The following is a 25,289-nucleotide window of genomic DNA, read 5'->3' as shown; positions in this document are numbered from 1 at the left end:
GTTACTACTCTAGAGCGCATGCTCAGCCCGGAAGCCGCCCCCGCGATCGCCCCCGCTCCCGGGCTCCACTCCCCCGCTCTCGACGACCTCGGCGTGCGCCTGGGCCCGGACGGTGGCACGCTCCGTGTCTGGTCGGCCAACGCCGACGCGATCGAGTTGGTGTTCTTCGACCAGTCGGATCTCGACTGGATCACCGACACCGTGCCGCTCCTGCGCACCGCGGACGAGGTGTGGACGGCGACGACCCCCCTGTTGCGACCCGGCGCACGATACGCACTCCGCGTCGACGGCCCGCACGGCCCCGGCAACACGTTCAACCGCGGAACCCTGCTCGTCGACCCGTACTCGCGTGGCCTGGTCAGCGGCGGGTACGAAGACTGGCGCTCGGTCGTCGTCGATGGCGGATTCGATTGGGGTGGCGTGCAGAAGCCGCGCATTCCCCTCGACCGCACCGTGATCTACGAAGGACATCTCAAGGGGCTGACCAAGCGCCACCCCGGCGTCCCCCCGAAGCTCCATGGCACGTACGCGGGACTGGGGCATCCGGCCATGATCGAACACCTCGTCTCGCTCGGGATCACCAGCGTCGAGCTGCTCCCGATCCACGCGTTCGCCACCGAGCCTCGCCTCCTGCAGCACGGGCTCTCGAACTACTGGGGATACAACACCGTCAACTTCTTCACCCCGCACGCGGCGTACGCGACAGAGGATGCCCGGCGCGAAGGACCCGAAGCGATCCTGCGTGAGTTCAAGGGCATGGTCAGGCTCCTCCACGAGGCCGGACTCGAAGTCATCCTCGACGTCGTCTTCAACCACACGTCCGAAGAGGGCATCGGGGGGCCGCGTACGAGTTTCCGAGGCATCGACAACCGTCACTATTACCGCCAGCAGGAGGACGGTGCCTACATCGACGTGACCGGATGCGGCAACTCGGTGAACACGTCGACGGATGCGGCCGCGCGACTCGTGTTGGATTCGCTCCGCTACTGGGCGAACGACGTGCAGATCGACGGATTCCGCTTCGACCTCGCGGTCACCTTGGGTCGAGATGCCGCTCATACCTTCACCCCGCAGCATCCGCTTCTCCAGGCGATCCTCGACGACCCCGCCCTGGCCGACGTCAAGAAGATCGCCGAACCCTGGGATGTCGGCATGGGCGGGTGGCAGACCGGCACCTTCGGCGCCGGGTGGCACGAGTGGAACGACCGGTACCGCGACCGCGTGCGCAACTTCTGGTTGAGCGACGTGGACTACGCCCGCCGCGCCTCAACGGCTCCCGTCGGCATCGGGGGATTCGCCACACGCCTGGCCGGATCATCGAACACGTTCGCAGATGAGCGCGGCCCGCTGGCGAGCATCAACTTCGTCACCGCACACGACGGTTTCACGTTGCGAGATCTCGTGTCGTACGACGTCAAGCACAACCTCGGCAACGGCGAGCAGAACCGTGACGGAGCCGACACGAACCGGTCGTTCAACCACGGCGCCGAGGGGCCGACCGACGATCCCGGCGTCCTGGCGACGCGGCGCAAGGCGATGCGAAACCTGCTCGGCACCCTGCTTCTGTCCGCGGGCATTCCCATGCTGACCGCCGGCGACGAGTTCGGCCGCACACAGCGCGGCAACAACAACGCCTACTGCCATGACTCCGCACTCACCTGGCTGTCGTGGGACCACGCGCCGTGGCAACGCGACCTGCAGGCGCACGTGACCGCCCTGCTCCGGCTGCGACGCGAGAACCCCGCACTCAGGCCCGGACGCTTCGCGCGCCTGGGCGAGCACACCCCGTCGGCGTCGCTGATGGAGTGGTACGACGAGCACGGCGAGACGATGTCGAGCGAGCGGTGGACCAACCCCGCACACCGCACCCTGCAGTACGTCGCCACGTCAACACCGGAATTCGAAGATGCGAACCGCATCCTTCTGATCGTGCACGGCAACGAGCAGCCGATCGACGTCACATTGCCGCTCATCGACGGTGTCTCGCGGTACGTATCGCTGTGGTCCAGCGCCGACGAACGCCCCACCGTCGACGAAAGCATGTTCGCGGCGGGTGACGTGCTCGGCGTGACTTCCACGTCCATGCGCCTCTTCCGCGCAGAGTGAGGTGATCCGCGGGGCTCCTGTCCCGCGCGCCACTCGTTGGGTAGGTTCGAGACGTGGTCACGACGTCACGCAACCGCCTCTGGCGGAGCACCAGCCCGATCCCCGTCCGAGACGCTGTCGATGCGCAGGGAGCCCGCGACACCAAGACACCACGCATTCCCCTGCAGTCGGGCACGCCCGACACTCCCGGAGGCGTGTTCACCCCGAAGGCCTTCGTGACCGAAGCCGTTCCGTTCCGGGTCACCGCGTTTCGCGAAGGTCACGACCGCATCGGCGTCCACCTCCGCCTGACCTCGCCTTCCGGTGACGTGTCGCTGCACCGGATGCGGCCCTTGGGCGACGGATTCGACCGGTGGGAGGTCGTCGTCGCTCCGCTCGAGCAAGGAGTCTGGACATTCCGCTTCGAAGCGTTCGGCGACGACTTCGCGACGTGGCAGCACGCCGCCGACCTCAAGATCGCCGCCGGCGTGGACACGAAACTCATGCGTGAGATGGGTGCGTTGCTGTTCGACCGCGCCGCATCCGAGAAATCCCGCCCCGTCGCTCAGCGACGGGGACTCGACGCGTCGGCGACGACGCTGCGGGATGCGACCGTGTCGGACGACGACGCGTTGCAGATCGTGCGCGACACCAAGATCGCGGAGTGGTTCGCCGCCCGCCCGCTGCGCTCGCTGGTCACGGTCGGCGCCGAGCGCTCTCTGCTCGTCGAACGCGAACGTGCCGGCGTCGGCGCCTGGTACGAGTTCTTCCCACGATCGGAAGGTGCCCGGCGTGAGGCCGATGGCACGGTCACCTCGGGGACATTCCGAACCGCGACGCGACGACTGGCCGGCGTGCAGGCGATGGGGTTCGACGTGCTGTACCTGCCACCCGTGCATCCGATCGGTCGCGTGAACCGCAAGGGCCCGAACAACACCCTCGACCCGAAACCGAGCGACCCGGGGTCGCCCTGGGCCATCGGATCGGCCGAGGGTGGCCACGACACGATCCATCCCGATCTGGGAACCCTCGACGATTTCCGCGCGTTCGTGGCCTCCGCCCGAGATGCCGGCATCGAGGTCGCGATGGACCTTGCCCTGCAGGCGGCTCCCGACCACCCGTGGGTGAGCGAGCATCCCGAGTGGTTCACCACCCTCCCCGACGGCACCATCGCGTACGCAGAGAATCCTCCCAAGAAGTACCAGGACATCTACCCGATCAACTTCGACAACGATCCGGAAGGCATCCGCGCCGAAGTCCTGCGCATCGTGCGCCTGTGGATCGCACAGGGCATCCGCATCTTCCGCGTCGACAACCCGCACACCAAGCCGCTGCAATTCTGGGAGTGGCTGATCGGTACCGTGTGCGCCGAACATCCCGATGTGATCTTCCTTGCCGAAGCCTTCACTCGGCCGCGTGTGATGCAGGGACTCGCGGCGGCCGGATTCCAGCAGAGCTACACGTACTTCACCTGGCGCAACACGAAGGCCGAGCTCGAGGAGTTCCTCACCGCCCTCGCGCGTGACACGGCCGACTTCATGCGTCCGAACCTCTTCGTCAACACCCCCGACATCCTCACGGAGTACCTGCAGTACGGCGGTCGTGCGGCGTACCGGATCCGTGCCGCGATCGCGGCCACGGCAGCGCCGACCTACGGCGTGTACGCGGGGTACGAACTGTACGAGAACGTCGCCCGCCCGGGTGCGGAAGAGAACATCGACAACGAGAAGTACGAGTACAAGACGCGCGACTGGGCATCCGCCGAGGAAGCGGGCGACTCGCTCGCGCCGTTCCTGACACAGCTGAACGACATCCGCCGTGCCCACCCGGCGCTCAGACAGCTGCGCAACCTCACGGTGCACTGGAGTGACGACGACGCGATCCTCGTGTACGCCAAGCACCTCGATGCGGCGCTGTCGCCCGAAGGTGACTCCGACACGATCATCGTCGTGGCAAACGTCGACCCGCACTCCGCACGCGAAACAATGGTGCACCTCGACACCCGGGTCTGGGGTGTCGATCCCGGCGAACCGTTCGACGTCGAGGACCTCGTGACCGGCGCACGCTGGACCTGGTCAGATCACAACTTCGTACGCCTCGACGCGTTCTCCGAACCCGTCCACATCCTCCACGTGAAGGGGCGATCATGACTCTCGACGAACGCACGACCAACATGGTGGCCACCGGCTCGTTCCACGACCCCCACAGCGTACTGGGGCTCCACGAGGGTACGGATGCCGAAGGCAACGCGGAGTGGACCGTGCGCGCGCGTCGGCCTCTCGCCGAATCGGTGACCGCTGTGTTCACCGACGGTACGCGAGTACCGCTCGAACACGTGCGTTACGGAGTGTGGGAAGGAACCCGCGCCGGCCGCCCCGGCTCGTACGAACTCGTCACGACGTACGCCGACGGCTCGGACTTCACCGCCGACGATCCCTACCGGCACGCGCCATCGATCGGCGAGCTGGATCTCCATCTCATCACCGAAGGACGCCACGAGGAGCTCTGGCGAGTGCTCGGCGCACACGTGCGCACCCTCGACGGGTCGGACGGCGTCGCTTTCACCGTCTGGGCACCCGACGCACAGGCCGTGCGGATCGTCGGCGATTTCAACGGTTGGGACGGCCAGGGCCATGCGATGCGGTCGATGGGATCCAGCGGTGTCTGGGAGCTGTTCATCCCCGGCGCCACCGTCGGCACCGTCTACAAGTTCGAACTCCTCACGAGGGGCGGCGAGTGGATCCTCAAAGCCGACCCGATGGCGCGCCTGGCGGAGATCCCCCCGGCGACCGCATCCGTCGTGACGGCGTCGTCGTACCGCTGGCAAGACCGCGAGTGGATGGCGCAACGCGCGCGGACGGCGCCGGTATCGAAGCCCATGTCGGTGTACGAAGTGCACCTGGGGTCGTGGCGGCCCGGACTCGGGTATCGCGACGCCGCTGACGAGCTCATCGACTACGTCACCGAGTGCGGCTTCACCCACGTCGAGTTCCTGCCGCTGGCCGAGCATCCTTTCGGCGGATCGTGGGGCTATCAGGTCACCGGCTACTACGCACCGACGAGCCGCTTCGGCGGCCCCGACGACCTGCGCTATCTGATCGACCGCCTCCACCAGGCAGGCATCGGCGTGATCATGGACTGGGTTCCCGGTCACTTTCCGCGCGACAGCTTCGCCCTCGCCAGGTTCGACGGCGAAGCCCTCTACGAGCACCCCGACCCACGCCGCGGCGAGCACAAGGACTGGGGCACCCTCATCTTCGACTATGGGCGGCGCGAGGTGCGCAACTTCCTCGTCGCGAACGCCCTGTACTGGTTCGAGGAGTTCCACGTCGACGGGCTGCGCGTCGACGCGGTGGCCTCGATGCTCTACCTCGACTATTCGCGCGAAGCCGGAGAGTGGGAGCCGAACGTCCACGGCGGGCGCGAGAACCTCGAGGCGATCGCCTTTCTGCAGGAGGTCAACGCCACCGCGTACAAGCGCTACCCCGGGATCGCGATGATCGCCGAGGAGTCGACGAGCTTCCCGGGCGTGACGGCGCCCACGAGCCAGGCCGGGCTCGGGTTCGGGTTCAAATGGAACATGGGCTGGATGAACGACTCACTCCAGTACATTTCGCGGGATCCCATGTATCGCTCGCACCACGAGGGCGAGATGTCGTTCTCGTTCGTCTACGCCTTCAGTGAGAACTTCGTGCTCCCGATCAGTCACGACGAGGTGGTGCACGGAAAGGGCAGCCTGTTCGCGCGGATGCCGGGTGACCACTGGCAGAAGCTGGCGAACATGCGCGCCTTCCTCGCCTATATGTGGGGGCACCCCGGTAAGCAACTGCTCTTCATGGGCCAGGAATTCGGCCAGCTGTCCGAATGGTCCGAGTCACGGGGTCTGGATTGGTGGATGCTCGACCAACCGTCCCACCGCCAGCTTCTGGAGTTCGTCGGCGCACTCAACCGCACCTACCGTGATCAGTCGGCGCTATGGTCCCGCGACTCCGACGCGGCCGCGTTCTCGCGCATCGGCGCGCCGTCTTGGAACCCGAACGTGGTCGCCTTCGTGCGCCGCGACAACCACGGCAACGCCGTCGCGGTGCTCGCAAACTTCTCGGGCGTGCCCATCCACGGGTTCGAGATCGACCTGCCCGAGACGGGGGTGTGGCACGAGATCCTCAACTCCGACGCCGCCGAATTCGGTGGGTCGGGCGTCGGCAACCGTGGTGTGGTGCGCTCCGACGAGAACGGACGCGCATCCATGGTTCTGCCTCCGCTCGGGGTGTTGTGGCTGCGCCACGAGACGCCGGCGCACATCCCCTCCCCGACCCGGGGGTGAGGCGAGGCGTCAGAACAGGAGGCTGGCGAGGCGCGAGCGCGCCGCTCCTACCCGAGGGTCCTCGTCGCCGACGACGCCGAAGAGTTCGAGAAGGCGTTCCCTGACGGGACCACGCTCGTCGCTGGGAAGAGCGGCGAACAGATCCAGCAGGCGACCGAATGCATCGTCGATGTGGCCGCCTGACACGTCCAGGTCGGCGACGAGCAGCTGTGCTGCGATGTCGCGGGGTGCGTCTGCTGCCGCAGCACGTGCCTGCTGCAGGTCGGCGCCCTGGATTCGGTCGAGCAGCTTGACCTGGCCGAGGCCCGCGCGCGCATCGACATCACGCGGGTTCTCGGCCAACGCCTTCTCATAGGCGACGACGGCGCGCGCGTAGTCGCCGGCTTCGATAGCGGCGAATGCTTCCGCGTGCAGCGGCGGCAACGGCGGCTCCTCGGCTTCTTCCTCGGGTGCCTCTTCAGCCTGGGACGGCACCGTCCCCGTCACGCCTTGCTGGGCCGCGAGCTGAAGCAACTGACCGAAGACCTCGCGCACCTGCTGCTCGGGCACGGCGCCGTTGAACAGCGGCACAGGCTGGCCGCCGACGAGGGCGACGACCATCGGGATCGACTGGGCGCGGAACGCCTGCGCGAGCTGCGGATTGGCGTCGACGTCGACCTTCGCCAAGACCAGCCGGCCCGCCATCTCGGCGACGACCTTCTCAAGCACCGGGCTCAGCTGCTTGCACGGTCCGCACCACTCCGCCCACAGGTCGATCACGACGGGCACGGTGCGCGAGAGCTCCAGCACCTGCGGGAACGACTCGTCCGTCGCGTCGAAAACGAGCGACGGCGGCGCGGTGCCGCCCGCTGGCGCCGAGACGGGGGCCTCGGCCGGACGGTTACGCAGGGAGGACAGGTCGACGGCGCCGCGCAGCGTGGCGCCCGGGTTCGGGTCGGTCACTTGATCACCTTCGCATCGAGGATGGCGGAGCCGTAGCCGAGAAGACGGATCTTCTCGGTGGAGCCCTGCCCGGGGACATAGAAGAAGAGCTGGTCGCTGTAGGTCGTCGTGAACCCGGTTGCCGACTGCTCCGCGCCGGTCAGTGTCTGTACCGCCGGGTTGTTGTCGAGTTTGATCACGGCGTCCTCATTCGTCGGCTTCACCGTCTCGATCTCGTCGACCTCCACGGCGACGATCGCACCGCTCTCGAGGGTCGCGATCGCGAACGGCTCCTGTGCGCCGGCGGCGGCAGCGAACGTGAGTTCACCGGTGTTCGTGGCCGTCTCGTTGAACTCGTCCAAGCGACTCTTCCGGTCTGCGGCGATCGTCGCGCGGAACTGGTCGCCCTCCGGGTCGAAGAGCGCGGCGTACTCGCTGTCGTCGCCGTTGTCGATGAGGTCGGCGTAGGCGGCAGCGAGCTGGTCGGGTGGCAAGATCAGGAACGACGAGTCCGGGGCGACGCGGGGAGCGCCGACATACTGCGCCGCGAGGTCGGGCATCGTGGTCGCCGCTTCGAGGCTCGCCTCGTACGTCAGCTTGTAGGGGGCCCAGGGGTCCTCCTGCGTGAGGACCATGATGCTGGAGGTGCGCGACTCGGTGTCGTCGACGACGGCCATGAAGGAGCGGGGCCACTCGTCATAGGCCTGCGGCAGGATGATCTCCAACGGGCGCGCAAGCACCGCGGCAGGCGCGGCGTAGTCCGAGATGTCTTCGCGCAGTGTGTAGTTCGTCTCGCGCGCCGCAAGCACCGCGCCGGTCAAGCGGGTCGCGGCGAGGTCGGCGTCCAGAGCCTCATCGGCCTCCGCCGCGGTCTGCGCGACACGAGCCAGGATCCGCTCAGCCTGCGCCCGGGTCACCGCCGGGGTCTGCTGCCCCTCGGGAACGATCACGGTGGCTGTCGGAGTGGGGGTGGGGCTGGCGCCGAACTCGGGCCACGCTTCGGCGGTGCATCCGGTGAACAGGATCGCTGAGACGGCGACGACAGGCAGGGCGATGAAGCCGCGCTTGCCGCGGCCGAGCGAACGCCGCGTGGGCGGGCTCGAGGAGATGACGCCCTTGTCTGGAGCATCCAAAGGTTTGTCGGGGTCGTCGATCGACACATCTATCGGCTCGGTGACCGGCAGCGGCAGGCCCTTGCGCCGGGGGCCCCGCGAGCGGCGGACGTGACGGATGCCGAGAATGTACAACCACACGCCGATCGCCATCAGCACGCCTCCGGCCACGATGAGCGGTCCGGCCCAGGGCGTGCTGTTGTTGATCGGCCACGATATCGCGACGCGGGATGCCGCGGGTTCCGTGCCGTCGACGGCAACCAGCACGCTCATGTCCGACGGCAGTTGCAGTGGCGCAATGAGGACGTCGTCCTGGTCGAATTCGTCGAGCCAGAGGTCCGATCCGTGAGGATCGCGCCCGGGTGTCTCCTCGTCGGAGGTGTCCGGCGCCACGGCCTCGCTCGTGGGTCCGACGCTCGCATCAGACGGATCCTCGTCGGCGGCCTCCGCGGTGGCCGTCGCAGGCTGCACCGTCGTCGTCACCGGGACACCGGCCGGGCTCAGTGCGACTCGGTTGTACTCGGTATCGGCGAGCCACGCGGTGACATCATCGGATCGACCGTACGCCGCGAAGATGGGCCCTTCGCCCTGGGCGCGGAGTGTCTGCGTCCCGGGCATCGCGTTGAGGACTGCTCCGTCGATCACCAGATACGGCAGCTCCCGACTGACGCTGATATCCATCACCTCGGTGCGCGGACCTTGGAAAACGGTGCGCTGAGCGATGCCGGCACCGATCATGACGGCTGCCAGCACGAATGCCGCCACGGCCCAGACGAAACGCACGAATCTCCCTCTCCGGGCCCGTGTGACTCTCCGGCGGACCTCGGTACGACGTTTCAGACTAGCGAAACACGCCTGGACGTCGCCCGAAAACATCCAATCCCCGGGCTGAACGTCGACAGTGCGTATCCTGACGGAGCAGGCGGTGAAAGGTAGGCACTCGGCGCATGAAGGTGCACAATCCGTTCCGGACGGCGTTCGTCGCCACGCTGGGGGTCGGGCTCGGACTCCTGCTCATCTCGAGTTTCGAGAACCTCTCGACGATCCTGCTCTACGTCGGCACAGCGCTGTTCCTCTCGCTGGGCCTCGACCCGATCGTCGGCTGGCTCGAACGTCGGGGGCTACCGCGCTGGGCCGCCGTCCTGGCGACGATCCTCGGGGTGCTCGCCGCCTTCACCGGGATCATCCTCATGATCGTCCCGATCATCGTCGGTCAGATCACGCAACTCGTCGGAACCGTGCAGCGATTGATCGAAAGCGGCCTGTGGACACCGGTAGAAGATCTGCGCAATTGGATGAAGGAGACATTCCCGCTCCTCCTCGTCGACGATGTGTTCGCCTATGTCCAAGAGTGGTTCCAGTCGCTCGACCTCGGCGCGATCGGCAGTTCGATCGGCGAGAGCATCATCATCATCGGCGCGGGCGTGGCGGCGGGGCTCGCCGGCGCGTTCATCGTGCTGATCCTCACGATCTACTTCACGGCGTCGACACCGAATCTCAAGAAGGCCGTATACCAGATCGTCCCGGCTTCACGGCGTGAGCGGTTCATAGACCTCAGCGAGCAGATCACCGACTCCGTCGGCTACTACGTCATCGGGCAGGTCAGCCTCGGTGTCATCAACGGTGTGCTCAGTGCCGTCTTCCTCAACATCATCCAGGCCCCGTTCGCGGCCGTCCTCGCCGTCATCGCATTCTTCTTCTCACTCATCCCGCTCGTCGGAACGTTGACGGGGTCGACGATCATCGTCTTGACGTGCTTGGTTCCCGGGCTTGGCGGCCCTCAGACCGCGTTGATCGCCGCGATCTACTATCTGATCTACATGCAGATCGAGGCATACGTGATCGCGCCCCGCATCATGGGCCGCGCCGTATCGGTCCCCGGCGCCGTCGTCGTGATCGCAGCTCTGGCAGGCGGTGCGCTCCTCGGTTTGCTGGGAGCACTCGTCGCGATCCCCGTCGCAGCCAGCATCCTGATCATCTACCGCCAGGTGCTCATTCCTCGGATGAACGAACGCTGAGCGAGGTCAACCGGCGAACGGACCGTCCCATTCGATCGGCAACGGCAACGCGTCGGGGTTGACCGCCGCGACGATCTCGGTCAGCACGCGGCGCGTCTGGTTCTCACCGACCCAAAGGTGCTTTCCTCCTTCGACGGGGATCAGCACCATGTTCGGCACGGACGCGAAGCGCTCGGCAGCCGCGTCCGGTCGCAGGTAGTCGTCGAACTCGGGGATGAGGGCGACGAGTCGGCGAGGGTCCCCCGCCCAGGCTGCGACCTCGTCGTCGGTGGCCCGGTGAAGCGGCGGCGAGAGGAGCACGGCTCCCTCGATGGCGTGGTCACGGCCGTACTTCAACGCCAACTCGGTGCCGAAGGACCACCCGACGAGCCAGGGGTTCGGCAAGGCACGGTCACGGACGAACTCCATCGCCGCGGCCACGTCGAACGCCTCCGCGCGTCCTCCGTCGAACGATCCCTCACTGGTGCCGCGCGGCGAGGTCGTGCCGCGTGTGTTGAACCGCAAGACGGCGAGGTCCGCCAACGCCGGCAGCCGACCGGCGGCCTTGCGCAAGATGTGAGAATCCATGAAACCACCGGCCGTCGGCAGCGGGTGCAGTGTCACGAGGGTGGCGACCGGATCAGTGTCCGCAGGCAGTGCGAGCTCGCCGACGAGAGTCAGACCGTCCAACGTCTCCAGCTCGATGTCCTCACGCCGCGCGGGCAGCATCATCGGTCCGCGAATCTCCATGTCAGCTGATCCTCCAACAGTGTTCATGCCAGTGTCGACGTGCGGCGAGATCTGCCGAATCTCCCAGAACACCGTCCGCTCGCCAGGCGACGATGTGTGCGGTGCCGGTCGCGACGACCCGACCGCACCCGGGGCAGGTGTAGTCCTTGACTGCTTGGGCGGCGGACACGGGTTGCACCGTCCAGTCCGCACCTCGGCGCGACTCGGTGCGCTTCCATCCCGCCAGTAGGCGGTCGAAGGAATCGTCGCCCGGCCGTTGCGGACGACGCTTGTGAGAACGTGGCATGGCCGGCCGCGTCACCACCAGTGATTATTGACCCAGAAGGTCACTGCGTTGGCCCAGCTACCGTACCGACCGTTGGCGTAGCCATTGGCCCACTGCAGATTCACCACCGGGTCGTAGGCGTTGGCGAGTTTGCCGCACGGGTAAACCTGGACGAGGCCGCACGCGCCCGACGACCTGTTCGTGGCGTTCGGGTTCCATCCGCTCTCGCGCGACACGATGAAGTCGACGTAGCCCCAGTCCGACTGTGCGATACCCGCCGCCCCCATCCACTGCGCGGGCGACCCGCCCCCGGTGTACGGAGGCGGTGCGAATGCCACCGTGGGCGCGCTCGCCCCCTGCGACGACGTTTGAGGTTCGGGCGTCGGGGTGGGCTTCGGCTTCACGTACACGGTATAGCCGTCACGGTCGAGATCGATCTCGGCGGGCTCGGCCGTGGCGTCACCGTCTCGTGCCTGAACGTGCTCGAGTGAACTCGCGAACAGCGACGTGTTCTCATCGGCGTTGGCCTGGGAAATGGCCAGACCCGTCGGACCGGCGTAGGCCGCGACGAAACCCACAGCGGCGAAGGCGGCGAACACGCCGAGCACACCACGACGACGAGACCACCGCGTCGGCATCGCGACTGCCGGGCGAGCGGGCGGCGGCACAGAGGCAGTCGCGAGGGCATCACGACGGGCGCGCCGCGTCGACACCACTTCTTCACCCCGAGTCACAATGATGCCGAGTCTACCGAGCGCATCCTGACGATGCCATGCGTGGGATGCGACGAGTCGGCGGCGGCGATGCACTCACTCGACGGCGAGCATGACCTCGACGACAGCGTCGAGAAGGCTGTCGACCTGCACCTCGCGATACCCGCCGCGCTGCATGCGAAACGCGACCTGGCGCACCTGCTCGATGCTCAGCGATTGACCGCTCTCGAGATACTGCGCGATCCGATCACCGACGATGTCCACCTCGTCCACGCGGTATCCGTACCGCACCGCGCTCACGCGGGTGAAGCGTCGGCCTCTCGGGCGCGAGAGCCGGTCGAGCACGACCTGCGCGGTCTCTCGTGCGGCCTCGACCCAGGCATCAGCCCCACGCCTGCTCAGAGCGTCTTCGCGCTCGCGCGCAGCGAAGGCGTCCTCGATGCGTCCGAGTGCCGCGTCGACCGCGGCGATGGCGTAGCCGTGCCGTACGAGCGGAAACGCCGCCTGACGCACGGTCGCCGCCGACATCCGTTCGGCATCTGCGTCGGTCTCGAAAGAGGCGCGCGCGCGTGCCAGGAACGCATCCACGGCACGTTTCTCGTATCCCTTGGCGCGGCCGCGGGCATCGGGAAATGTCGCAGTGGGGGGCGCGGACTGCGGAGCGTCAGTCGTCGTCATGCGGCCACCAGTGGTGTGAAGAGCGCGTACAGGGCGAGTGCACCTACGGTCGAGGGCAAGATCGAATCGAGACGGTCGAGCACACCGCCGTGGCCGGGGAGCCACGAACTCATGTCCTTGATGCCGAGGTCGCGCTTGATCATCGACTCACCCAGGTCACCGACCGTCGCCGTCGCCAAGATCACGACACCGAACACGATGCCGGCCCACCACGGGATCCCCAGCATGAACAGGGCGAGTAGCACGCCCGCTGCGGCGGCTGCGACGACGGCGCCCGCGAATCCCTCCCACGTCTTGTTGGGGCTGATCCGCGGAGCCATCGGTGTGCGCCCGATGCTGATCCCCGCCACGTAGGCCCCTGTGTCGGAGGCGACCGCGACGATGATGAAGGCGAGCACCCACCATTCCCCTCCCTCACGCGAGAGGAGGATCAGGGCGAGGCTCGCGAAGAACGGCACGTACAGCTGGACAAGCCCACTGATGAGAACGTCGGACAGGACGTCGCGATACTCGCGTCCATCGTGCGATGACATCTGCGCGACCAAGCGCCACACGACGATGACCGCGATCGCGACGAAGAGGACGACCCACAGCATCCAGGCATCGAGGAAGAATCCCGACAGCGCTACCGCTGCGCCCACGACGAGCTGCGGAACGACGTCAACCCGGTAACCGGCGGCAGTCAATGCTCGGGTGAATTCGAACACTCCCAGCAGCGCCGCTCCCAGGGCGAAGACGACGAACCCCTGCTTGAAGAAGAGCAACGACGCCAGCAGGACAGCACCGATTGCGACGGCGATGAGGATCGCGAGGATGAGGTCTCGGCCCGTGCGTTGCTTGATGCGTTCGTTGACCTCCTCGAACTCCGTGCGCGCATGCGCGACCTGCTGCTCGAACTCGCTCCGTGCCGCGCGCACGTGGTCTTGGAACGCGGTCGCGTGGTCGGCTGAGTCGTGACGGTGCGGCTGGTCTGCGGCATCCTCCCGCGCATGCGGTTCACCCGGAGCGCGGTCGGCGCCGCCTTCCGGTGCGGATGCGTCCGACATGGTGTCTCCTCAGACTTCGAGAAGCTCGGCTTCTTTGCGCTTGAGTGCTTCGTCGATGGCATCGACGTGCACACGCGTCAGGGCGTCGAGTTCTTTCTCACCGCGAGCGATCTCGTCCTCGCCGATTTCGCTCTTGAACGCGTCGAGGTCATCTTTCGCCTTGCGACGGATGCCGCGCACATGCACCTTGGCATCCTCGCCCTTGCTACGCACGAGCTTGACGTACTCCTTGCGACGCTCTTCGGTGAGCTCCGGCATCGTCACCCGCACGATGTTGCCGTCGTTGGTCGGGTTCACCCCGATGTTCGGCTGGTCGCGGATCGCCTGCTCGATGTCTTTGAGTGCCGACTTGTCGTACGGCGTGATGATGACCGTTCGCGCCTCAGGACTGTTCACCGACGCCAACTGCGCCAGCGGAGTCGGTGACCCGTAGTAGTCCACAAGGATCTTCTGAAACAGCTGCGGGTTCGCGCGACCGGTGCGCACCGTCGCGAAGTCCTCCTTCGCGGCTTCGACGGCACGGTCCATTCGGGTTCCGGTTTCAGCCAGGACGTCCGCGATCACAGTGTCTCCTTCGCGTTTATTGGGGGCGTGGCCAGTCTAGATGAGCGACGGTCACCCGCCGGGCAGGCTCACGAGGTGACGAGCGTGCCGATCGGGTCGCCGAGCAGCGCCCGGGTCACGTTGCCCGCGGGCTCCATGCCGAACACCCGCATGTCCATGCGATTGTCCATGCACAGGCTGAAGGCCGTCGAATCGACCACCTTGAGACCACGCTGCAGGGCGTCGAGATAGGTGATGCGATCGATCTTGGTCGCCGACGCGTCCGTGCGCGGATCCGCGGTGTACACCCCATCGACTCCGTTCTTGGCCACGAGGACCTCGCTCGCATCGATCTCCAGCGCACGCTGGGCCGCGACGGTGTCTGTGGAGAAGTACGGCAATCCCGCGCCCGCACCGAAGATCACCACGCGCCCCTTCTCGAGGTGGCGCTCCGCACGACGGGGAATGTAGGACTCGGCGACCTGCGTCATCGATATGGCGGACTGCACGCGGGTGGCGGCACCGGCCTGCTCCAGGAAGTCCTGCAGCGCCAGGGCATTCATGACGGTGCCCAGCATGCCCATGTAGTCCGCACGCCCGCGATCCATGCCGCGCTGGCTGAGTTCGGCGCCGCGGAAGAAGTTGCCTCCGCCGACGACGACGGCGATCTCGACCCGATCCACCGCTTCGGCGATCTCACGCGCGATCTGGCTGACGACGTCCGGGTTGACCCCGAGTTGTCCCCCACCGAACGCTTCACCCGACAGCTTCAGAAGGACGCGGCGGCGTCCCGTGGCTTCATCGATCACTGTGTTCCTCTCGCCGAGTACAAACTACCCCCGTCTCATGCGGGCATGGAAAGGGGGCCGCATCAGTGAACGATGCGGCCCCCTCGACGGTGTTACGCGCCGACCTTGAAACGAGCGAAGCCCGTCAGGGTGAGACCCGCGTCCTTCGCCACCTGGGCGACGGACTGCTTGTTGTCCTTGGCGTAGTCCTGGTCCAGCAGAGCAACCTGCTTGAAGAAGGCGTTGACGCGACCGTCGACGATCTTCGGAAGCGCGGCCTCGGGCTTGCCTTCGTTGCGGGAGATCTCGGTGACGATCTCGCGCTCCTTCTCGACGTCGGCCTCGGGAACCTCGACGCGCGAGAGGTAGCTCGGGTTGGCGAACGAGATGTGCTGGGCGATGCTGCGCGCGGTCTCGGCGTCGTCACCCGAGTAGGCCAGCACGACACCGACCTGCGGCGGCAGGTCCTTGCTGGTCTTGTGCAGGTAGACCTCGAAGTTGTCGCCCGAGAGCGTGCGCACGCGGCGCAGTTCGACCTTCTCGCCGATGATGGCAGCCTCGTCGGCGATGAGCTCGGCGACGGTCTGCGAACCGACCGTGACAGCCAGAGCGTCCTCGGCCGAGTCTGCGCCGGCCGCACCTGCTGCGGCGAGGACCTTGTCCGCGAGAGCGATGAACTTCTCGTTCTTCGCCACGAAGTCGGTCTCGGTGTTCAGCTCGAGGATCGTGACCGTGTCACCGAACTGCTGCGCAGTGACGAGGCCCTCGCTGGTCGAGCGGTCTGCACGCTTCGCGTTGCCCTTGGCACCCTTGAGGCGCAGGATCTCCACGGCCTTCTCGAGGTCGCCGTCGGCTTCCTCGAGCGCCTTCTTCGTGTCGACCATTCCCGTACCGAGCTGCTCGCGCAGCGCCTTGATGTCGGCGATCGTGAAGTTTGCCATTTGTCGGCGTCTCCTTGGTTGTGGTGAGTTCTCGGGATGCCCCGGTCGGTGCGGGTGTGCTCCGACCGGGACCGAAATGATGACGGGAGTCTTACTCCGCGGCTTCCTTGACGACCTCGGCCTCGTCAGCGGCGACCTTCTCGGCGGCTTCGTCCTTGACGGGCTCCTCGACGGCCTGCGATGCGTCGTCTGCAGCTTCGGCTGCAGCGGCACCGGCCACGGCGTCGTGTGCCGCGGCGCCGGCGCGATCGGCGTCGGACTCCGTCGCGATCTTCTCGACGGTCGCGACGTCGGTCTCCACGGGCGCACCCTGCTCGAGCAGCTCGCGCTCCCAGTCGGCGAGGGGCTCGGCGTCCGCCGACTCGTCGCTCGGGTTGTGGCGCTGGATGAGACCCTCGGCCGCGGCATCCGCGATCACCTTGGTGAGCAGGCTCACCGAACGGATGGCGTCGTCGTTGCCGGGGATCGGGTACTGGAACTCGTCGGGGTCGGCGTTCGTGTCAAGGATGCCGATGACCGGGATACCGAGCTTCGACGCCTCGTTGACCGCGAGGTGCTCGCGCTTGGCGTCGACGACCCAGATGGCCGAGGGGGTCTTCTGGAGGTTGCGGATACCCCCGAGCGACTTGTGGAGCTTGTCCAGCTCGCGCTTCTTCAGGAGGAGTTCCTTCTTGGTGAAGCCGCTCGCCGCCGGGTCGTCGAAGTTGAGCTCCTCGAGCTCCTTCATGCGCGCGAGGCGCTTGGAGACGGTGGAGAAGTTGGTGAGAAGACCACCGAGCCAGCGCTGGTTCACGTAGGGCTGACCGACGCGCGTCGCCTGCTCTGCGATGATCTCCTGCGCCTGCTTCTTGGTGCCGACGAAGAGCACGGTGCCGCCGCGGGCGACCGTCTCCTTGACGAACTCGTACGCCTTGTCGATGTACGCCAACGACTGCTGCAGGTCGATGATGTGAATACCCGAGCGCTCGGTGAGGATGAAGCGCTTGACTTTCGGGTTCCACCGGCGGGTCTGGTGTCCGAAGTGGACGCCGCTGTCGAGCAGCTGGCGAATCGTGACGACGGCCATGGCCGTTCTCCTGTTCTGACGCACACGCGTCTCTTGCGGTTGATCGCCGACGGCTGCCGGCTGGCCTGGTGCCCGACACACTCCCACCCGTCGAAACGGGACCGTGGGGAGTTGGCTGCCGCGCCATTCGGATCCGAGGATCGTGGGCGCTGTGGGCACGCGGAGTCACCTCGACATGCGAGGTGCCCGACAAGTGTACCAGTGCACGGCTCCTCCCCGCCCGCAGCGCGACAGCGGTCATCCCCCTCCGAAGCCGGGCCGATCAGCGCAGTGATCACAGCCCCCATGATGTGCGGATGACGATTCTCTACCGCGTGCTGACCGGCGGGGTCGCAGCCGCGCTCGCTGTGACCATGGCCGTCGCCGGGCCAGTGCCGCCGCAGGAGCTGAGGCTCAGCGGCGCAAGAGACGTCATCGACCACGCGACGCAATGGGAATGGCCTCTGCGTGGTTTCCGGTTGACTCAGCCGTACATCGCCCCCGCACACGACTATGCCACCGGTCACCGCGGCATCGATCTCGAGCCGCTCTCCGCCCCGGACGTGCGTGCTCCCGCAGCGGGGACGGTGGCGTTCGTCGGAACCGTCGTCGATCGCGGCATCCTCACGATCGACCACGGTGACGGCTACGTGACGACGTTCGAACCGGTGAACACCGAGCTCGAACCGGGCGACGCCGTCACGGAGGGCGCTGTGGTCGCACGCATCAGCGTGGGCGGCCACACGATCTCCGGATCATTGCACTTCGGGGTCCGCCATGACGGCGAGTACATCAACCCGCTGCTCCTTTTGGGCGGGGTTCCTCGCGCGATCCTGCTGCCGTGCTGCTGACGCCCGTCGCTCGCGCGCGACGGTCAGGCCCGAGGGTGGGCGAGCCGGTAGCTGGCGGCGAGCCGTTCGCTGGACACATGCGTGTAGATCTGCGTCGTGCCCAGGCTCGCGTGGCCGAGCAGTTCCTGCACCGCACGCAGATCCGCGCCCCCGTCCAAGAGGTGCGTCGCGGCGGAGTGACGGAGGGCATGCGGCCCCACCGATCCCCCGACGATGGTGCCGAGCGTGCGCGCGACGACGTCGTAGGCGGCTCGTGGTCCGAGGCGTCCACCCCGCGCGCCGAGGAACACGCCGGGGCCGGAGCCGTTCGCACTCCGCGCCGACAGCACGGGGCGGCCGCGGACGAGGTAGGCATCGAGTGCGGCAGCCGCGGGCGCGCCGAAGGGAACGACACGTTCCTTGGACCCCTTGCCGAGAACTCGCATCGTGCGGCGCGTGTCGTCGATGTCGTCGAGGTCGAGCCCACACAGTTCGGAGACCCGGATGCCCGCGCCGTAGAGAACCTCGAGCAAAGCGTGGTCGCGGAGCGCGATCGGCTCACCCGTCGCGCCCTCCGCAGCCAGCTCATCGAGCACGCCCGCCAGCGCGTCGGCCGTTGCGACCCTCGGAAGCGTGCGCCCGCGCTTGGGCGAGACCAGGCGCAGGGCCGGGTCGACGTCGATGAGCCCTTCGCTCGCAGCCCACGCGAAAAACCCCCGCACGGACGCCGTGCGACGAGCGATGGTCGCGGTGGCATCTCCCCGCTTGTTCGCCACCCAGAGCCATTCTCGCAGGTGTTCGAGATCGACGTCGGTCACGGCGAGGTCGCCGACCGACGCCGCGAGGTCCGCGAGATCGGATCGATACGCCTTCACGGTAGCCGGCGCGAGGCGCCGCACGTCCGCCAGATGGCGGGCGTACGCGTCGATCGCTGCGCGCAGTTCCACGGCACCAGCATGCCGCGACCTGCGCATCCGGGGCCGGCGGCGCTCCGACGCTGCCGGTTCCGGTTGCGCCCGCTCACCGACCGCGCGGCGTCAGCCGCCATCCGGCCACATCGCGTTCGGCGCTCCCTTCGAGATGCATGAGAGCAAGAATCGCCGCCACCCGCGCGGGATCCATGCCGCATGCGGTAGCGATGGTCGTCGTATCCCGCCATGCGCGGGCGCTCAGCGCGTCCCTCACACGCGTCGTGTCGTCGGTCCGGCCCGTCAGCGCCTGCGTCGGCATCGGAGCCGCGCCGATCAGTTCGCGCACATCATCGGCGCTCGTGATGCAGGTCGCATCGAACTCGCGAAGCAGCCGGTGACACCCTGCCGAGGCCGCCGACGTGATGGGTCCCGGCACGGCGCCCACGCCGCGGCCCAGCGCCGCGGCGTGACCGGCAGTGTTCAGCGAGCCGCTCCGCCATCCGGCTTGGACCACGACCGTGGCATCGGTGAGGGCGGCGATGAGTCGGTTTCGCTGGAGGAAGCGCCACTTCGTCGGTGTCGTGCCACACGGCGATTCGGCCACGATGGCGCCGCTCTCGGCGATGCGGTCGAGAAGGTCGGCGTGCCCCGCGGGGTAGGGACGGTCGGCTCCTCCGGCAACGACGGCAATGGTCCCGCCCCCGGCATGCAGCGCCGCGCGGTGGGCCGCACCGTCGATGCCGTAGGCGGCGCCCGACACGATCGGCAGTCCGCCGGAGGCCAACTCTCCCGCGAGGTCGACCGCGACGCGCTCACCGTACGAGGTCGCCGCGCGTGCTCCGACCATCGCCACCGCCGCGCCCGCGTGCGCGAGCACGTCCCGCCGGCCCCGCACCCACAGAGCGATCGGTGCGTGTGCACCGAGGTCGTCGATCCGTCGCGGCCACGCCGCGTCATCCGGGACGACGAGCGACACGCCGGCGCGTGCTGCGCACGTGATCGCGTCGTCGATGGAGCGCGGCTCGAGGCGCGGCATCCAGCGTCTGACACCCGACGCGACGTCGCTCGATACGGGTGCCGTACGGGATGTCGCTGACATGACGGCGTGGTGCAGTGCCACCGACGCACCGAGAGCTGCCACGAGCGCACCGGCGACACCGTCGCCGGGCTCGGTGAGACAGCTCCACACGGTCCGGGCGAACGCCTCGGTTACGGCGGCGTCATCGCCCCCGACGCCCAGCGGCGCAAGGCGCTCACGGGCTTCGTCTGCCGAGGGGTTCCACCACGTCATGCGACGAGTCCTCTCTTGAGGTAGAGGGCGCGCCCCACGTCGTCGACGGAGAGACGCTCGCGTCCATCGAGATCCGCCAAGGACCACGCGACGCGCAGGACGCGGTCGTACCCGCGAAGGGTGAGCGCACCGCGGTGCAATGCGGCATCGAGCGGACGACGGACGATGGGCTCGGGTGCGACGGGGCCACCACGCAGCCATGTGCCGGGCACGTCGGCGTTCCGCCGCCACGGCGTGTCCCGTAGCCGTCTGGCGGCACGCTCGCGCGCCTGTTCGACTCGGATGCGTGCTGCCTTCGAGGTGAGAGCCGACGTCGATGCGCTCCGGTGCGCGTGGGACACCCGCGTCAGGTGCAACTCGATGTCGACACGGTCCAGCAGCGGGCCGGACAGCTTGCCGAGATACCGCCGGATTGCCATCGGCGCGCACCGGCAGTCGCCGCCACGCACTCCGTAGTCGCCGCACGGACACGGGTTGGTTGCGAGGATCATCTGGAACCGCGCCGGGAAGGATGCGGAAACACCGGCGCGATGGATGTCGATGCGACCGCTCTCGAGCGGCTGTCGGAGCGCATCGAGGGCGCTGGCCGGAAACTCCCCCGCCTCGTCGAGGAACAGCACACCCTCACTCGCCCGCACGATCGCGCCGGGCCGAACCACCCGCGACCCGCCTCCGACGAGAGCAGCGACGCTCGCGCTGTGGTGCGGCGCGACGAACGGGGGCGTATGGCTGAGGCGCGTCACCCGCGCGCCGGCCAGCGAGGCGATGGAGGCCACAGCCAGCGCGGCATCGTCGTCGAGGTCGGGGAGGATCGTCGGCAGGCGGCGGGCGAGCATCGTCTTACCCGCCCCGGGTGGACCGCTCATGAGGAGGTGGTGCCCTCCGACGGCGGCGACGACCAACGCCTCGACGGCTTCGCTCTGTCCGACGACGTCACCCAGGTCGATGTCCTCGCCGGAGTCGATCACCGGCGACGGCGGCGCGCGAACGGGTTCGATGTCGGGCACCGCGACGTCGGCCCCGTGGAGGGCAAGCACCTCGGCGAGACTTCCCGCGGCGTGGATCTCCGCGTCGGTCACGAGGCGGGCCTCTTCGCCGTTCGCGTGGGGCACGACGACGCGACGCAAGCCGGCCCGGACGGCCGCCCTCACGGCGGGAAGCACCCCGGGAGTCGGTCGCAGTCGACCATCGAGCCCGAGCTCCCCCAGATGAACGGTCCGAGCCACCGCCGCCCCATCCAGCGCCCCCTCCGTCGCCAGTGCGGCAACGGCGATCGCCACGTCGAATCCCGATCCGTGCTTGGGCAGCGCCGCCGGCGAGAGGTTCACCGTGAGCCGGCGGCGCGGCAGAGGGGATCCGCTGTTGGCGCACGCGTTGTTCACCCGCTGAACGGCTTCACCGAGTGCTTTGTCGGCCAAACCGATGATGCGGAAATCCGGTGTCTGATCCGACTGGTCCGCTTCGACGTCGACCAGGTGTCCTTCGGCGCCGTTGAGTGCGACCGCCCACGTGCGTGCGAGGGTCATCGCACGTCCAGGTCCGCGATCATCTCCAGCGAGGCTGTCGCGGGGTCGGTCCCGGTCAGACCCACGGCGGCGAATCGCAGCTTTCGCCCGCGCATCTCATGGCGATGCGCCGCGATCCATGCCATCGCGACGCGCCACATGCGGGTGCGTTTGCGTGCGTCGATCGCCTCGAACGGGTGACCGAAGCCGAACCCGCGTCGGGTCTTGACCTCGACGAAGACGATATCCGCCTCGTGGGCGGCCACGATGTCGACTTCGCCGTCCTGACACCGCCAATTACGGTCGAGAACCGTGTAGCCGCGTGCGTGTAAGTATTCGGCGGCGCGCTCTTCGCCGGCGCGTCCGAGGTCGTCCTTCGCTGCCATGTGCCGAGCCTGCGCGATGCCGCGCCGGGGCAGACCGTCCGACGCCGCGTCGGTGGAGGACCGCGCGCACCGTCAGCCTGGGGAGGAGCCGCGCGGGTTCAGCTGTCGAGCGAGAGTTCCTCGGGGATGTGGAAGTCGCGGTGCGAGAGTTCTTCGACATTGACGTCTTTGAACGTCAACACGCGCACGCTCTTCACGAAGCGGTCGGCACGGTAGATGTCCCACACCCAGACATCCGACATCGACAGTTCGAAGTAGAAGTCGTGCTCGGTGTCGCGACGCACGACGTTCACTTCGTTGGCGAGATAGAACCGGCGCTCGGTCTCGATCACGAACTGAAATTGACGTACGACGTCGCGGTACTCCTTGTAGAGGGCCAGCTCAAGCTCGCGGTCGTAATCCTCGAAGACCTCGTCATCCATGGTGGTTACATCCTAGGCGCCGAAGCGCGCACATCCGACGTTCAGAACAAGGTCGGCGCATCGGCGATGGACCACGATGCGCGATGATGGCGACTCAGCCCGTGTGAGCGGATCGCATCGCGATGCGACGGGCTCGCGTACCCCTTGTTTCGAGCCCAGTCGTACACCGGCTCCTCGGCATCCAGGTCGGTCATGAGCGCGTCCCGCGCCACTTTGGCGATGACGGATGCGGCAGCCGCACTCGCGCAGTCGCGGTCGGCCTTGATGACCGGTCGGACCCGCAGCCCGCTTCCGCCCGCCGGGGTGATGTAGTCGTAGTTGCCGTCGAGGAGGACGATCGCCTCTTCCGGGAAGAATCCGGATGCCCGAAGCCCCGCCAGCGCGCGCAGCGAGGCCATGCCCAAGGCCCGCATGATCCCGATCTCGTCGATCTCCGACGCGCTGGCCCAGCCCACCGCCGTGGCGGATGCCCACGCCGCCGCGCGCTCGGAAAGGTCCGCGCGCCGCCGCTCGGGCACGAGCTTCGAATCGCGAAGCCCCTCGGGAATTCGCTTGCGCACGCGCGCGGCGTCGAGCACCGCCGCGCCGACCGCCACGGGTCCGGCCAGCGCACCACGCCCGACCTCGTCGCAGGCGATCACGAGCGCGTGCTCTTTGAGGAGCCGTCGCTCCAGCGTCAGGCGTGGCGTTGTCACCGTCACCCGCCCGTGCCCTCCGGAACACCCGCGAAGACTTCGTGGTGCGAATCGAGCAGGCCGAAGCGATCGAACGGCCACGAGATGATGAACGCACGCCCGACGAGATTGTCGACGGGGACGAAGCCGTTGCCGGGCTGATCGGTGTTGTACCTGGAGTCCTTGGAGAGGTTCCGGTTGTCGCCGAGCACCCAGAGGCTGCCGTCGGGCACGACCACATCGAACTCGTCTGCCGAGGCGGGGCTGCCGTCCGGCAACTTGGTGTACGACGTCTCGTCGATCGGAACCCCGTTGACCGTCACCTGGCCGAGTGCGTTGCAACACACGACATGGTCACCCGGCAACCCGATGATCCTCTTGACGAGATGATCGTCACTGTCTGGAGCTGTCAGCCCGACGAGTGAGAGCACCCACTCGACCCCTTCGACGAACGGTGACCGATCCGGCTGGGCCCGCGGCGGCAGCCATCCCCCCGGGTCACGGAAGACGACCACGTCGCCGCGCTCATAGCCCGAGAAGCGCGGGGTCAACTCGTCGACGAAGATCCGGTCGTTGATCTGAAGGGTGTCCTCCATCGATGCCGACGGGATGTAGAACGAGCGGACGACGAAGGTCTTCACGAGGAACGACACGAGCACCGCGATCAACACGATGATGACGACGTCGCGCAGGAAGACGAGCCATCCGCGGCGACGCGAACTCTGCCCGGCGCGCGTCTGGGCGGCACCGTCGGCGGCTGCGGCGTGCTCGGTGGTCATGGTCATCCTTCGCGGAACGGCACCCGCGGCGCGGAAGCGTTGTTCCAGGTTCGCACATTCTCGCCCGTCGCCCGTCGCACGTGCGCGGCTTTGCGCGCGTTTGCGCCGCGAACGACGAATGCCCCGGTGCAGGACCGGGGCATTCGTGGGAGCGCGTCAGTTCTCGCGCTTCTCCTTGATCTTGGCTTTCTTGCCACGGAGGTTGCGCAGGTAGTAGAGCTTGGCGCGACGCACGTCGCCACGGCTGACGATCTCGATGTGATCGATGATCGGGCTGTGGACCGGGAACGTGCGCTCGACGCCGACCTGGAAGCTGATCTTGCGGACCGTGAAGGTCTCGCGCACACCGTCGCCCGAGCGGCCGATGACGACGCCCTGGAAAACCTGGATACGTGAGCGGTTGCCCTCGATGATGTTGACGTGCACCTTCACGGTGTCGCCGGGTGCGAAGGCGGGAATGTCCGAACGCAGCGATGCCGCGTCGACCGAGTCGAGGATCTGCATGATCGATTTCTCTCTGCGACCGCCACAGGTCGGCCGCGGGATGGAAGGTTGAGGATGAGGTGTGCCCGTGTCGCGGATCGATGATCGCACGACATGTTCCCCTGAGGCAGAACCGGTCAGGGCACAAACGCCCATTCTGCCACGGATCCGCGTCGCGACAAAACACGTGTGACCACGTCAGGACGAGGTCGAGCCCGGCCGTTCCGTGACGATGAACACGTCGTGGGCGTCGGGCTCCGCGCGCGGCGACTCGGACGGCGGGATGTACCCCAACCCGTCACTCGTGCGCAGCAGAACCGCCGAAGGCCGCGCCTCTCGCCACAACTGCCACAGCTCCAGCCAGAACAGCGCGAGCCCCGCGACGATCGCGACGACCAACGCCGGTGCCCACCACGCCGGGTCGAAGAACCCGAGCGAGATGACGAGCGCATGCCAGACCGTGAAGCCCAGCACGTCCCACCACGACACCGCCCGGCCGGCGCGAACCGTTCCCCGGGCACGCACGAGCAGTGACAGCACCAGTTGCCAGACGAACAGCCCCGGCATCGCCAGGAGCAGCACCCATAAGAGCGCCCAACCGCCCGCATCGAACGCGATCCAGCCGACGAACATCCACAGCGGCAACACGAAGGCAGCGGGAATCAACCAGCCGAAGAACGCCCGACGCAGCCACATGCCCTCGATGGTACGCCCGTCGACGACGTCCCAGGCCTGCCGGCGACCATCTGCGGCATCCTCCCAGCCGAATCCGCGTCTCTCCGTCACAATGGAGGAAGCCC

Annotated in this window: 24 protein-coding genes and 1 pseudogene; 5 read left to right on the top strand and 20 right to left on the bottom strand. The window is 67.5% G+C overall.

Translation table 11 applies throughout. The features are described from left to right. Nucleotides 1–18 precede the first annotated feature (18 nt). Genes glgX through glgB form a run of 3 tightly spaced genes read left to right on the top strand, consistent with a single transcriptional unit; the run spans nt 19 to nt 6,409 of the window. Nucleotides 19–2,106, top strand: coding sequence for a glycogen debranching protein GlgX (gene glgX / locus ACFQZV_RS08585; protein ID WP_378749748.1), 2,088 nt, complete (start codon nt 19–21; stop codon nt 2,104–2,106). Nucleotides 2,107–2,159: 53 nt separating this feature from the next. Continuing rightward, nucleotides 2,160–4,235 carry a maltotransferase domain-containing protein gene (locus ACFQZV_RS08580; protein ID WP_378749750.1) on the top strand — a complete coding sequence of 692 codons (2,076 nt, stop codon included), beginning with the start codon at nt 2,160–2,162 and terminating at the stop codon, nt 4,233–4,235. Next, nucleotides 4,232–6,409 (top strand): 1,4-alpha-glucan branching protein GlgB, encoded by a 2,178-nt coding sequence (gene glgB / locus ACFQZV_RS08575; protein WP_378749752.1) that lies wholly within the window; start codon nt 4,232–4,234, stop codon nt 6,407–6,409. Before ACFQZV_RS08580 ends, glgB begins: the two co-directional genes overlap by 4 nt. Nucleotides 6,410–6,418: 9 nt before the next feature. Here the strand turns inward: glgB and ACFQZV_RS08570 are convergent, their stop codons facing one another. Both ACFQZV_RS08570 and ACFQZV_RS08565 read right to left on the bottom strand, forming a co-directional pair. Continuing rightward, nucleotides 6,419–7,351, bottom strand: coding sequence for a tetratricopeptide repeat protein (locus ACFQZV_RS08570; protein WP_378749754.1), 933 nt, complete (start codon nt 7,349–7,351; stop codon nt 6,419–6,421). Then, on the bottom strand, nt 7,348–9,225 hold the full coding sequence (locus tag ACFQZV_RS08565; RefSeq protein WP_378749756.1) for a glycosyl transferase: 1,878 nt from the start codon (nt 9,223–9,225) through the stop codon (nt 7,348–7,350). Before ACFQZV_RS08565 ends, ACFQZV_RS08570 begins: the two co-directional genes overlap by 4 nt. Nucleotides 9,226–9,389: 164 nt before the next feature. Between ACFQZV_RS08565 and ACFQZV_RS08560 the strand changes: the two genes are divergently transcribed. After that, nucleotides 9,390–10,460, top strand: a complete 1,071-nt coding sequence (locus ACFQZV_RS08560; protein ID WP_378749758.1) for an AI-2E family transporter — start codon at nt 9,390–9,392, stop codon at nt 10,458–10,460. 6 nt (nt 10,461–10,466) lie between these two features. Here the strand turns inward: ACFQZV_RS08560 and ACFQZV_RS08555 are convergent, their stop codons facing one another. From ACFQZV_RS08555 to rpsB, 9 genes and pseudogenes are all read right to left on the bottom strand, one after another. After that, nucleotides 10,467–11,189, bottom strand: a complete 723-nt coding sequence (locus tag ACFQZV_RS08555) for an alpha/beta hydrolase (protein ID WP_378749760.1) — start codon at nt 11,187–11,189, stop codon at nt 10,467–10,469. Nucleotide 11,190: 1 nt separating this feature from the next. Then, complete coding sequence (locus ACFQZV_RS08550) at nt 11,191–11,475, bottom strand: hypothetical protein (protein WP_378749762.1); 285 nt, start codon at nt 11,473–11,475, stop codon at nt 11,191–11,193. 11 nt (nt 11,476–11,486) lie between these two features. Continuing rightward, nucleotides 11,487–12,092, bottom strand: coding sequence for an aggregation-promoting factor C-terminal-like domain-containing protein (locus tag ACFQZV_RS08545; protein ID WP_378749764.1), 606 nt, complete (start codon nt 12,090–12,092; stop codon nt 11,487–11,489). Between the two features lie 171 nt (nt 12,093–12,263). Beyond that, nucleotides 12,264–12,845 carry a DivIVA domain-containing protein gene (locus tag ACFQZV_RS08540; protein ID WP_378749766.1) on the bottom strand — a complete coding sequence of 194 codons (582 nt, stop codon included), beginning with the start codon at nt 12,843–12,845 and terminating at the stop codon, nt 12,264–12,266. Then, nucleotides 12,842–13,891 carry a phosphatidate cytidylyltransferase gene (locus tag ACFQZV_RS08535; RefSeq protein WP_378749767.1) on the bottom strand — a complete coding sequence of 350 codons (1,050 nt, stop codon included), beginning with the start codon at nt 13,889–13,891 and terminating at the stop codon, nt 12,842–12,844. Before ACFQZV_RS08535 ends, ACFQZV_RS08540 begins: the two co-directional genes overlap by 4 nt. A gap of 9 nt (nt 13,892–13,900) precedes the next feature. Continuing rightward, nucleotides 13,901–14,455 (bottom strand): ribosome recycling factor, encoded by a 555-nt coding sequence (frr, locus tag ACFQZV_RS08530; protein WP_378749769.1) that lies wholly within the window; start codon nt 14,453–14,455, stop codon nt 13,901–13,903. 68 nt (nt 14,456–14,523) lie between these two features. Further along, complete coding sequence (gene pyrH / locus ACFQZV_RS08525; RefSeq protein WP_378749771.1) at nt 14,524–15,243, bottom strand: UMP kinase; 720 nt, start codon at nt 15,241–15,243, stop codon at nt 14,524–14,526. A gap of 92 nt (nt 15,244–15,335) precedes the next feature. Continuing rightward, nucleotides 15,336–16,163, bottom strand: a complete 828-nt coding sequence (tsf, locus tag ACFQZV_RS08520) for a translation elongation factor Ts (RefSeq protein WP_378749773.1) — start codon at nt 16,161–16,163, stop codon at nt 15,336–15,338. Nucleotides 16,164–16,466: 303 nt separating this feature from the next. Next, nucleotides 16,467–17,229, bottom strand: a pseudogene (gene rpsB, locus ACFQZV_RS08515) (30S ribosomal protein S2); the annotation flags it as partial. Nucleotides 17,230–17,525: 296 nt separating this feature from the next. On the opposite strand from rpsB, the gene ACFQZV_RS08510 reads away from it, so the two are divergent. Beyond that, the gene (locus tag ACFQZV_RS08510) at nt 17,526–18,059 is read left to right on the top strand and encodes a murein hydrolase activator EnvC family protein (protein WP_378749775.1); all 534 of its coding nucleotides are present in this window, start codon (nt 17,526–17,528) and stop codon (nt 18,057–18,059) included. 23 nt (nt 18,060–18,082) lie between these two features. On the opposite strand, the gene ACFQZV_RS08505 is transcribed toward ACFQZV_RS08510, so the two are convergent. The 9 genes from ACFQZV_RS08505 to ACFQZV_RS08465 all read right to left on the bottom strand — a co-directional run bounded on the left by ACFQZV_RS08505 (nt 18,083) and on the right by ACFQZV_RS08465 (nt 25,275). Further along, the gene (locus ACFQZV_RS08505) at nt 18,083–18,985 is read right to left on the bottom strand and encodes a tyrosine recombinase XerC (protein ID WP_378749777.1); all 903 of its coding nucleotides are present in this window, start codon (nt 18,983–18,985) and stop codon (nt 18,083–18,085) included. 73 nt (nt 18,986–19,058) lie between these two features. Next, a complete protein-coding gene (gene dprA, locus ACFQZV_RS08500; RefSeq protein WP_378749779.1) occupies nt 19,059–20,240 on the bottom strand; it encodes a DNA-processing protein DprA in 1,182 nt (393 codons plus the stop codon). Further along, entirely contained in the window at nt 20,237–21,766 is a 1,530-nt protein-coding gene (locus ACFQZV_RS08495; protein WP_378749781.1) for a YifB family Mg chelatase-like AAA ATPase, read from the bottom strand. The genes dprA and ACFQZV_RS08495 overlap by 4 nt, the downstream gene beginning before the upstream one ends. Continuing rightward, complete coding sequence (locus tag ACFQZV_RS08490; protein WP_378749783.1) at nt 21,763–22,131, bottom strand: YraN family protein; 369 nt, start codon at nt 22,129–22,131, stop codon at nt 21,763–21,765. Before ACFQZV_RS08490 ends, ACFQZV_RS08495 begins: the two co-directional genes overlap by 4 nt. A gap of 98 nt (nt 22,132–22,229) precedes the next feature. Continuing rightward, nucleotides 22,230–22,553: a DUF2469 family protein gene (locus tag ACFQZV_RS08485; protein WP_378749785.1), complete on the bottom strand. Its 324-nt coding sequence runs from the start codon at nt 22,551–22,553 to the stop codon at nt 22,230–22,232. 41 nt (nt 22,554–22,594) lie between these two features. Continuing rightward, nucleotides 22,595–23,254: a ribonuclease HII gene (locus ACFQZV_RS08480; protein WP_378749786.1), complete on the bottom strand. Its 660-nt coding sequence runs from the start codon at nt 23,252–23,254 to the stop codon at nt 22,595–22,597. Beyond that, nucleotides 23,251–24,006: a signal peptidase I gene (gene lepB, locus ACFQZV_RS08475; protein ID WP_378749788.1), complete on the bottom strand. Its 756-nt coding sequence runs from the start codon at nt 24,004–24,006 to the stop codon at nt 23,251–23,253. Before lepB ends, ACFQZV_RS08480 begins: the two co-directional genes overlap by 4 nt. A 156-nt stretch (nt 24,007–24,162) precedes the next feature. Beyond that, complete coding sequence (rplS, locus tag ACFQZV_RS08470; protein ID WP_378749790.1) at nt 24,163–24,510, bottom strand: 50S ribosomal protein L19; 348 nt, start codon at nt 24,508–24,510, stop codon at nt 24,163–24,165. A 177-nt stretch (nt 24,511–24,687) separates the two neighbouring features. Then, nucleotides 24,688–25,275, bottom strand: a complete 588-nt coding sequence (locus ACFQZV_RS08465) for an MFS transporter permease (RefSeq protein ID WP_378749792.1) — start codon at nt 25,273–25,275, stop codon at nt 24,688–24,690. Nucleotides 25,276–25,289: the final 14 nt, after the last annotated feature.

This window comes from Microbacterium koreense (genome assembly GCF_042677105.1).
Taxonomy (GTDB): domain Bacteria; phylum Actinomycetota; class Actinomycetes; order Actinomycetales; family Microbacteriaceae; genus Microbacterium; species Microbacterium koreense.
Note: the sequence above shows the minus strand (reverse complement) of the source record. Positions and strands in the feature narration are given on the sequence as shown.

What these genes read in the sequence shown, in the direction of transcription:
- rplS (WP_378749790.1), bottom strand. Translation starts at nt 24,510, where the DNA reads ATGCAGATCCTCGACTCGGTCGACGCGGCATCGCTGCGTTCGGACATT.
- ACFQZV_RS08535 (WP_378749767.1), bottom strand. Translation starts at nt 13,891, where the DNA reads ATGTCGGACGCATCCGCACCGGAAGGCGGCGCCGACCGCGCTCCGGGT.
- ACFQZV_RS08560 (WP_378749758.1), top strand. Translation starts at nt 9,390, where the DNA reads ATGAAGGTGCACAATCCGTTCCGGACGGCGTTCGTCGCCACGCTGGGG.
- ACFQZV_RS08490 (WP_378749783.1), bottom strand. Translation starts at nt 22,131, where the DNA reads ATGGCAGCGAAGGACGACCTCGGACGCGCCGGCGAAGAGCGCGCCGCC.
- ACFQZV_RS08510 (WP_378749775.1), top strand. Translation starts at nt 17,526, where the DNA reads ATGACGATTCTCTACCGCGTGCTGACCGGCGGGGTCGCAGCCGCGCTC.
- glgX (WP_378749748.1), top strand. Translation starts at nt 19, where the DNA reads ATGCTCAGCCCGGAAGCCGCCCCCGCGATCGCCCCCGCTCCCGGGCTC.
- glgB (WP_378749752.1), top strand. Translation starts at nt 4,232, where the DNA reads ATGACTCTCGACGAACGCACGACCAACATGGTGGCCACCGGCTCGTTC.
- ACFQZV_RS08545 (WP_378749764.1), bottom strand. Translation starts at nt 12,092, where the DNA reads ATGCCGACGCGGTGGTCTCGTCGTCGTGGTGTGCTCGGCGTGTTCGCC.
- dprA (WP_378749779.1), bottom strand. Translation starts at nt 20,240, where the DNA reads ATGACGTGGTGGAACCCCTCGGCAGACGAAGCCCGTGAGCGCCTTGCG.
- ACFQZV_RS08495 (WP_378749781.1), bottom strand. Translation starts at nt 21,766, where the DNA reads ATGACCCTCGCACGCACGTGGGCGGTCGCACTCAACGGCGCCGAAGGA.
- ACFQZV_RS08540 (WP_378749766.1), bottom strand. Translation starts at nt 12,845, where the DNA reads ATGACGACGACTGACGCTCCGCAGTCCGCGCCCCCCACTGCGACATTT.
- ACFQZV_RS08555 (WP_378749760.1), bottom strand. Translation starts at nt 11,189, where the DNA reads ATGGAGATTCGCGGACCGATGATGCTGCCCGCGCGGCGTGAGGACATC.
- ACFQZV_RS08550 (WP_378749762.1), bottom strand. Translation starts at nt 11,475, where the DNA reads ATGCCACGTTCTCACAAGCGTCGTCCGCAACGGCCGGGCGACGATTCC.
- tsf (WP_378749773.1), bottom strand. Translation starts at nt 16,163, where the DNA reads ATGGCAAACTTCACGATCGCCGACATCAAGGCGCTGCGCGAGCAGCTC.
- ACFQZV_RS08485 (WP_378749785.1), bottom strand. Translation starts at nt 22,553, where the DNA reads ATGGATGACGAGGTCTTCGAGGATTACGACCGCGAGCTTGAGCTGGCC.
- lepB (WP_378749788.1), bottom strand. Translation starts at nt 24,006, where the DNA reads ATGACCACCGAGCACGCCGCAGCCGCCGACGGTGCCGCCCAGACGCGC.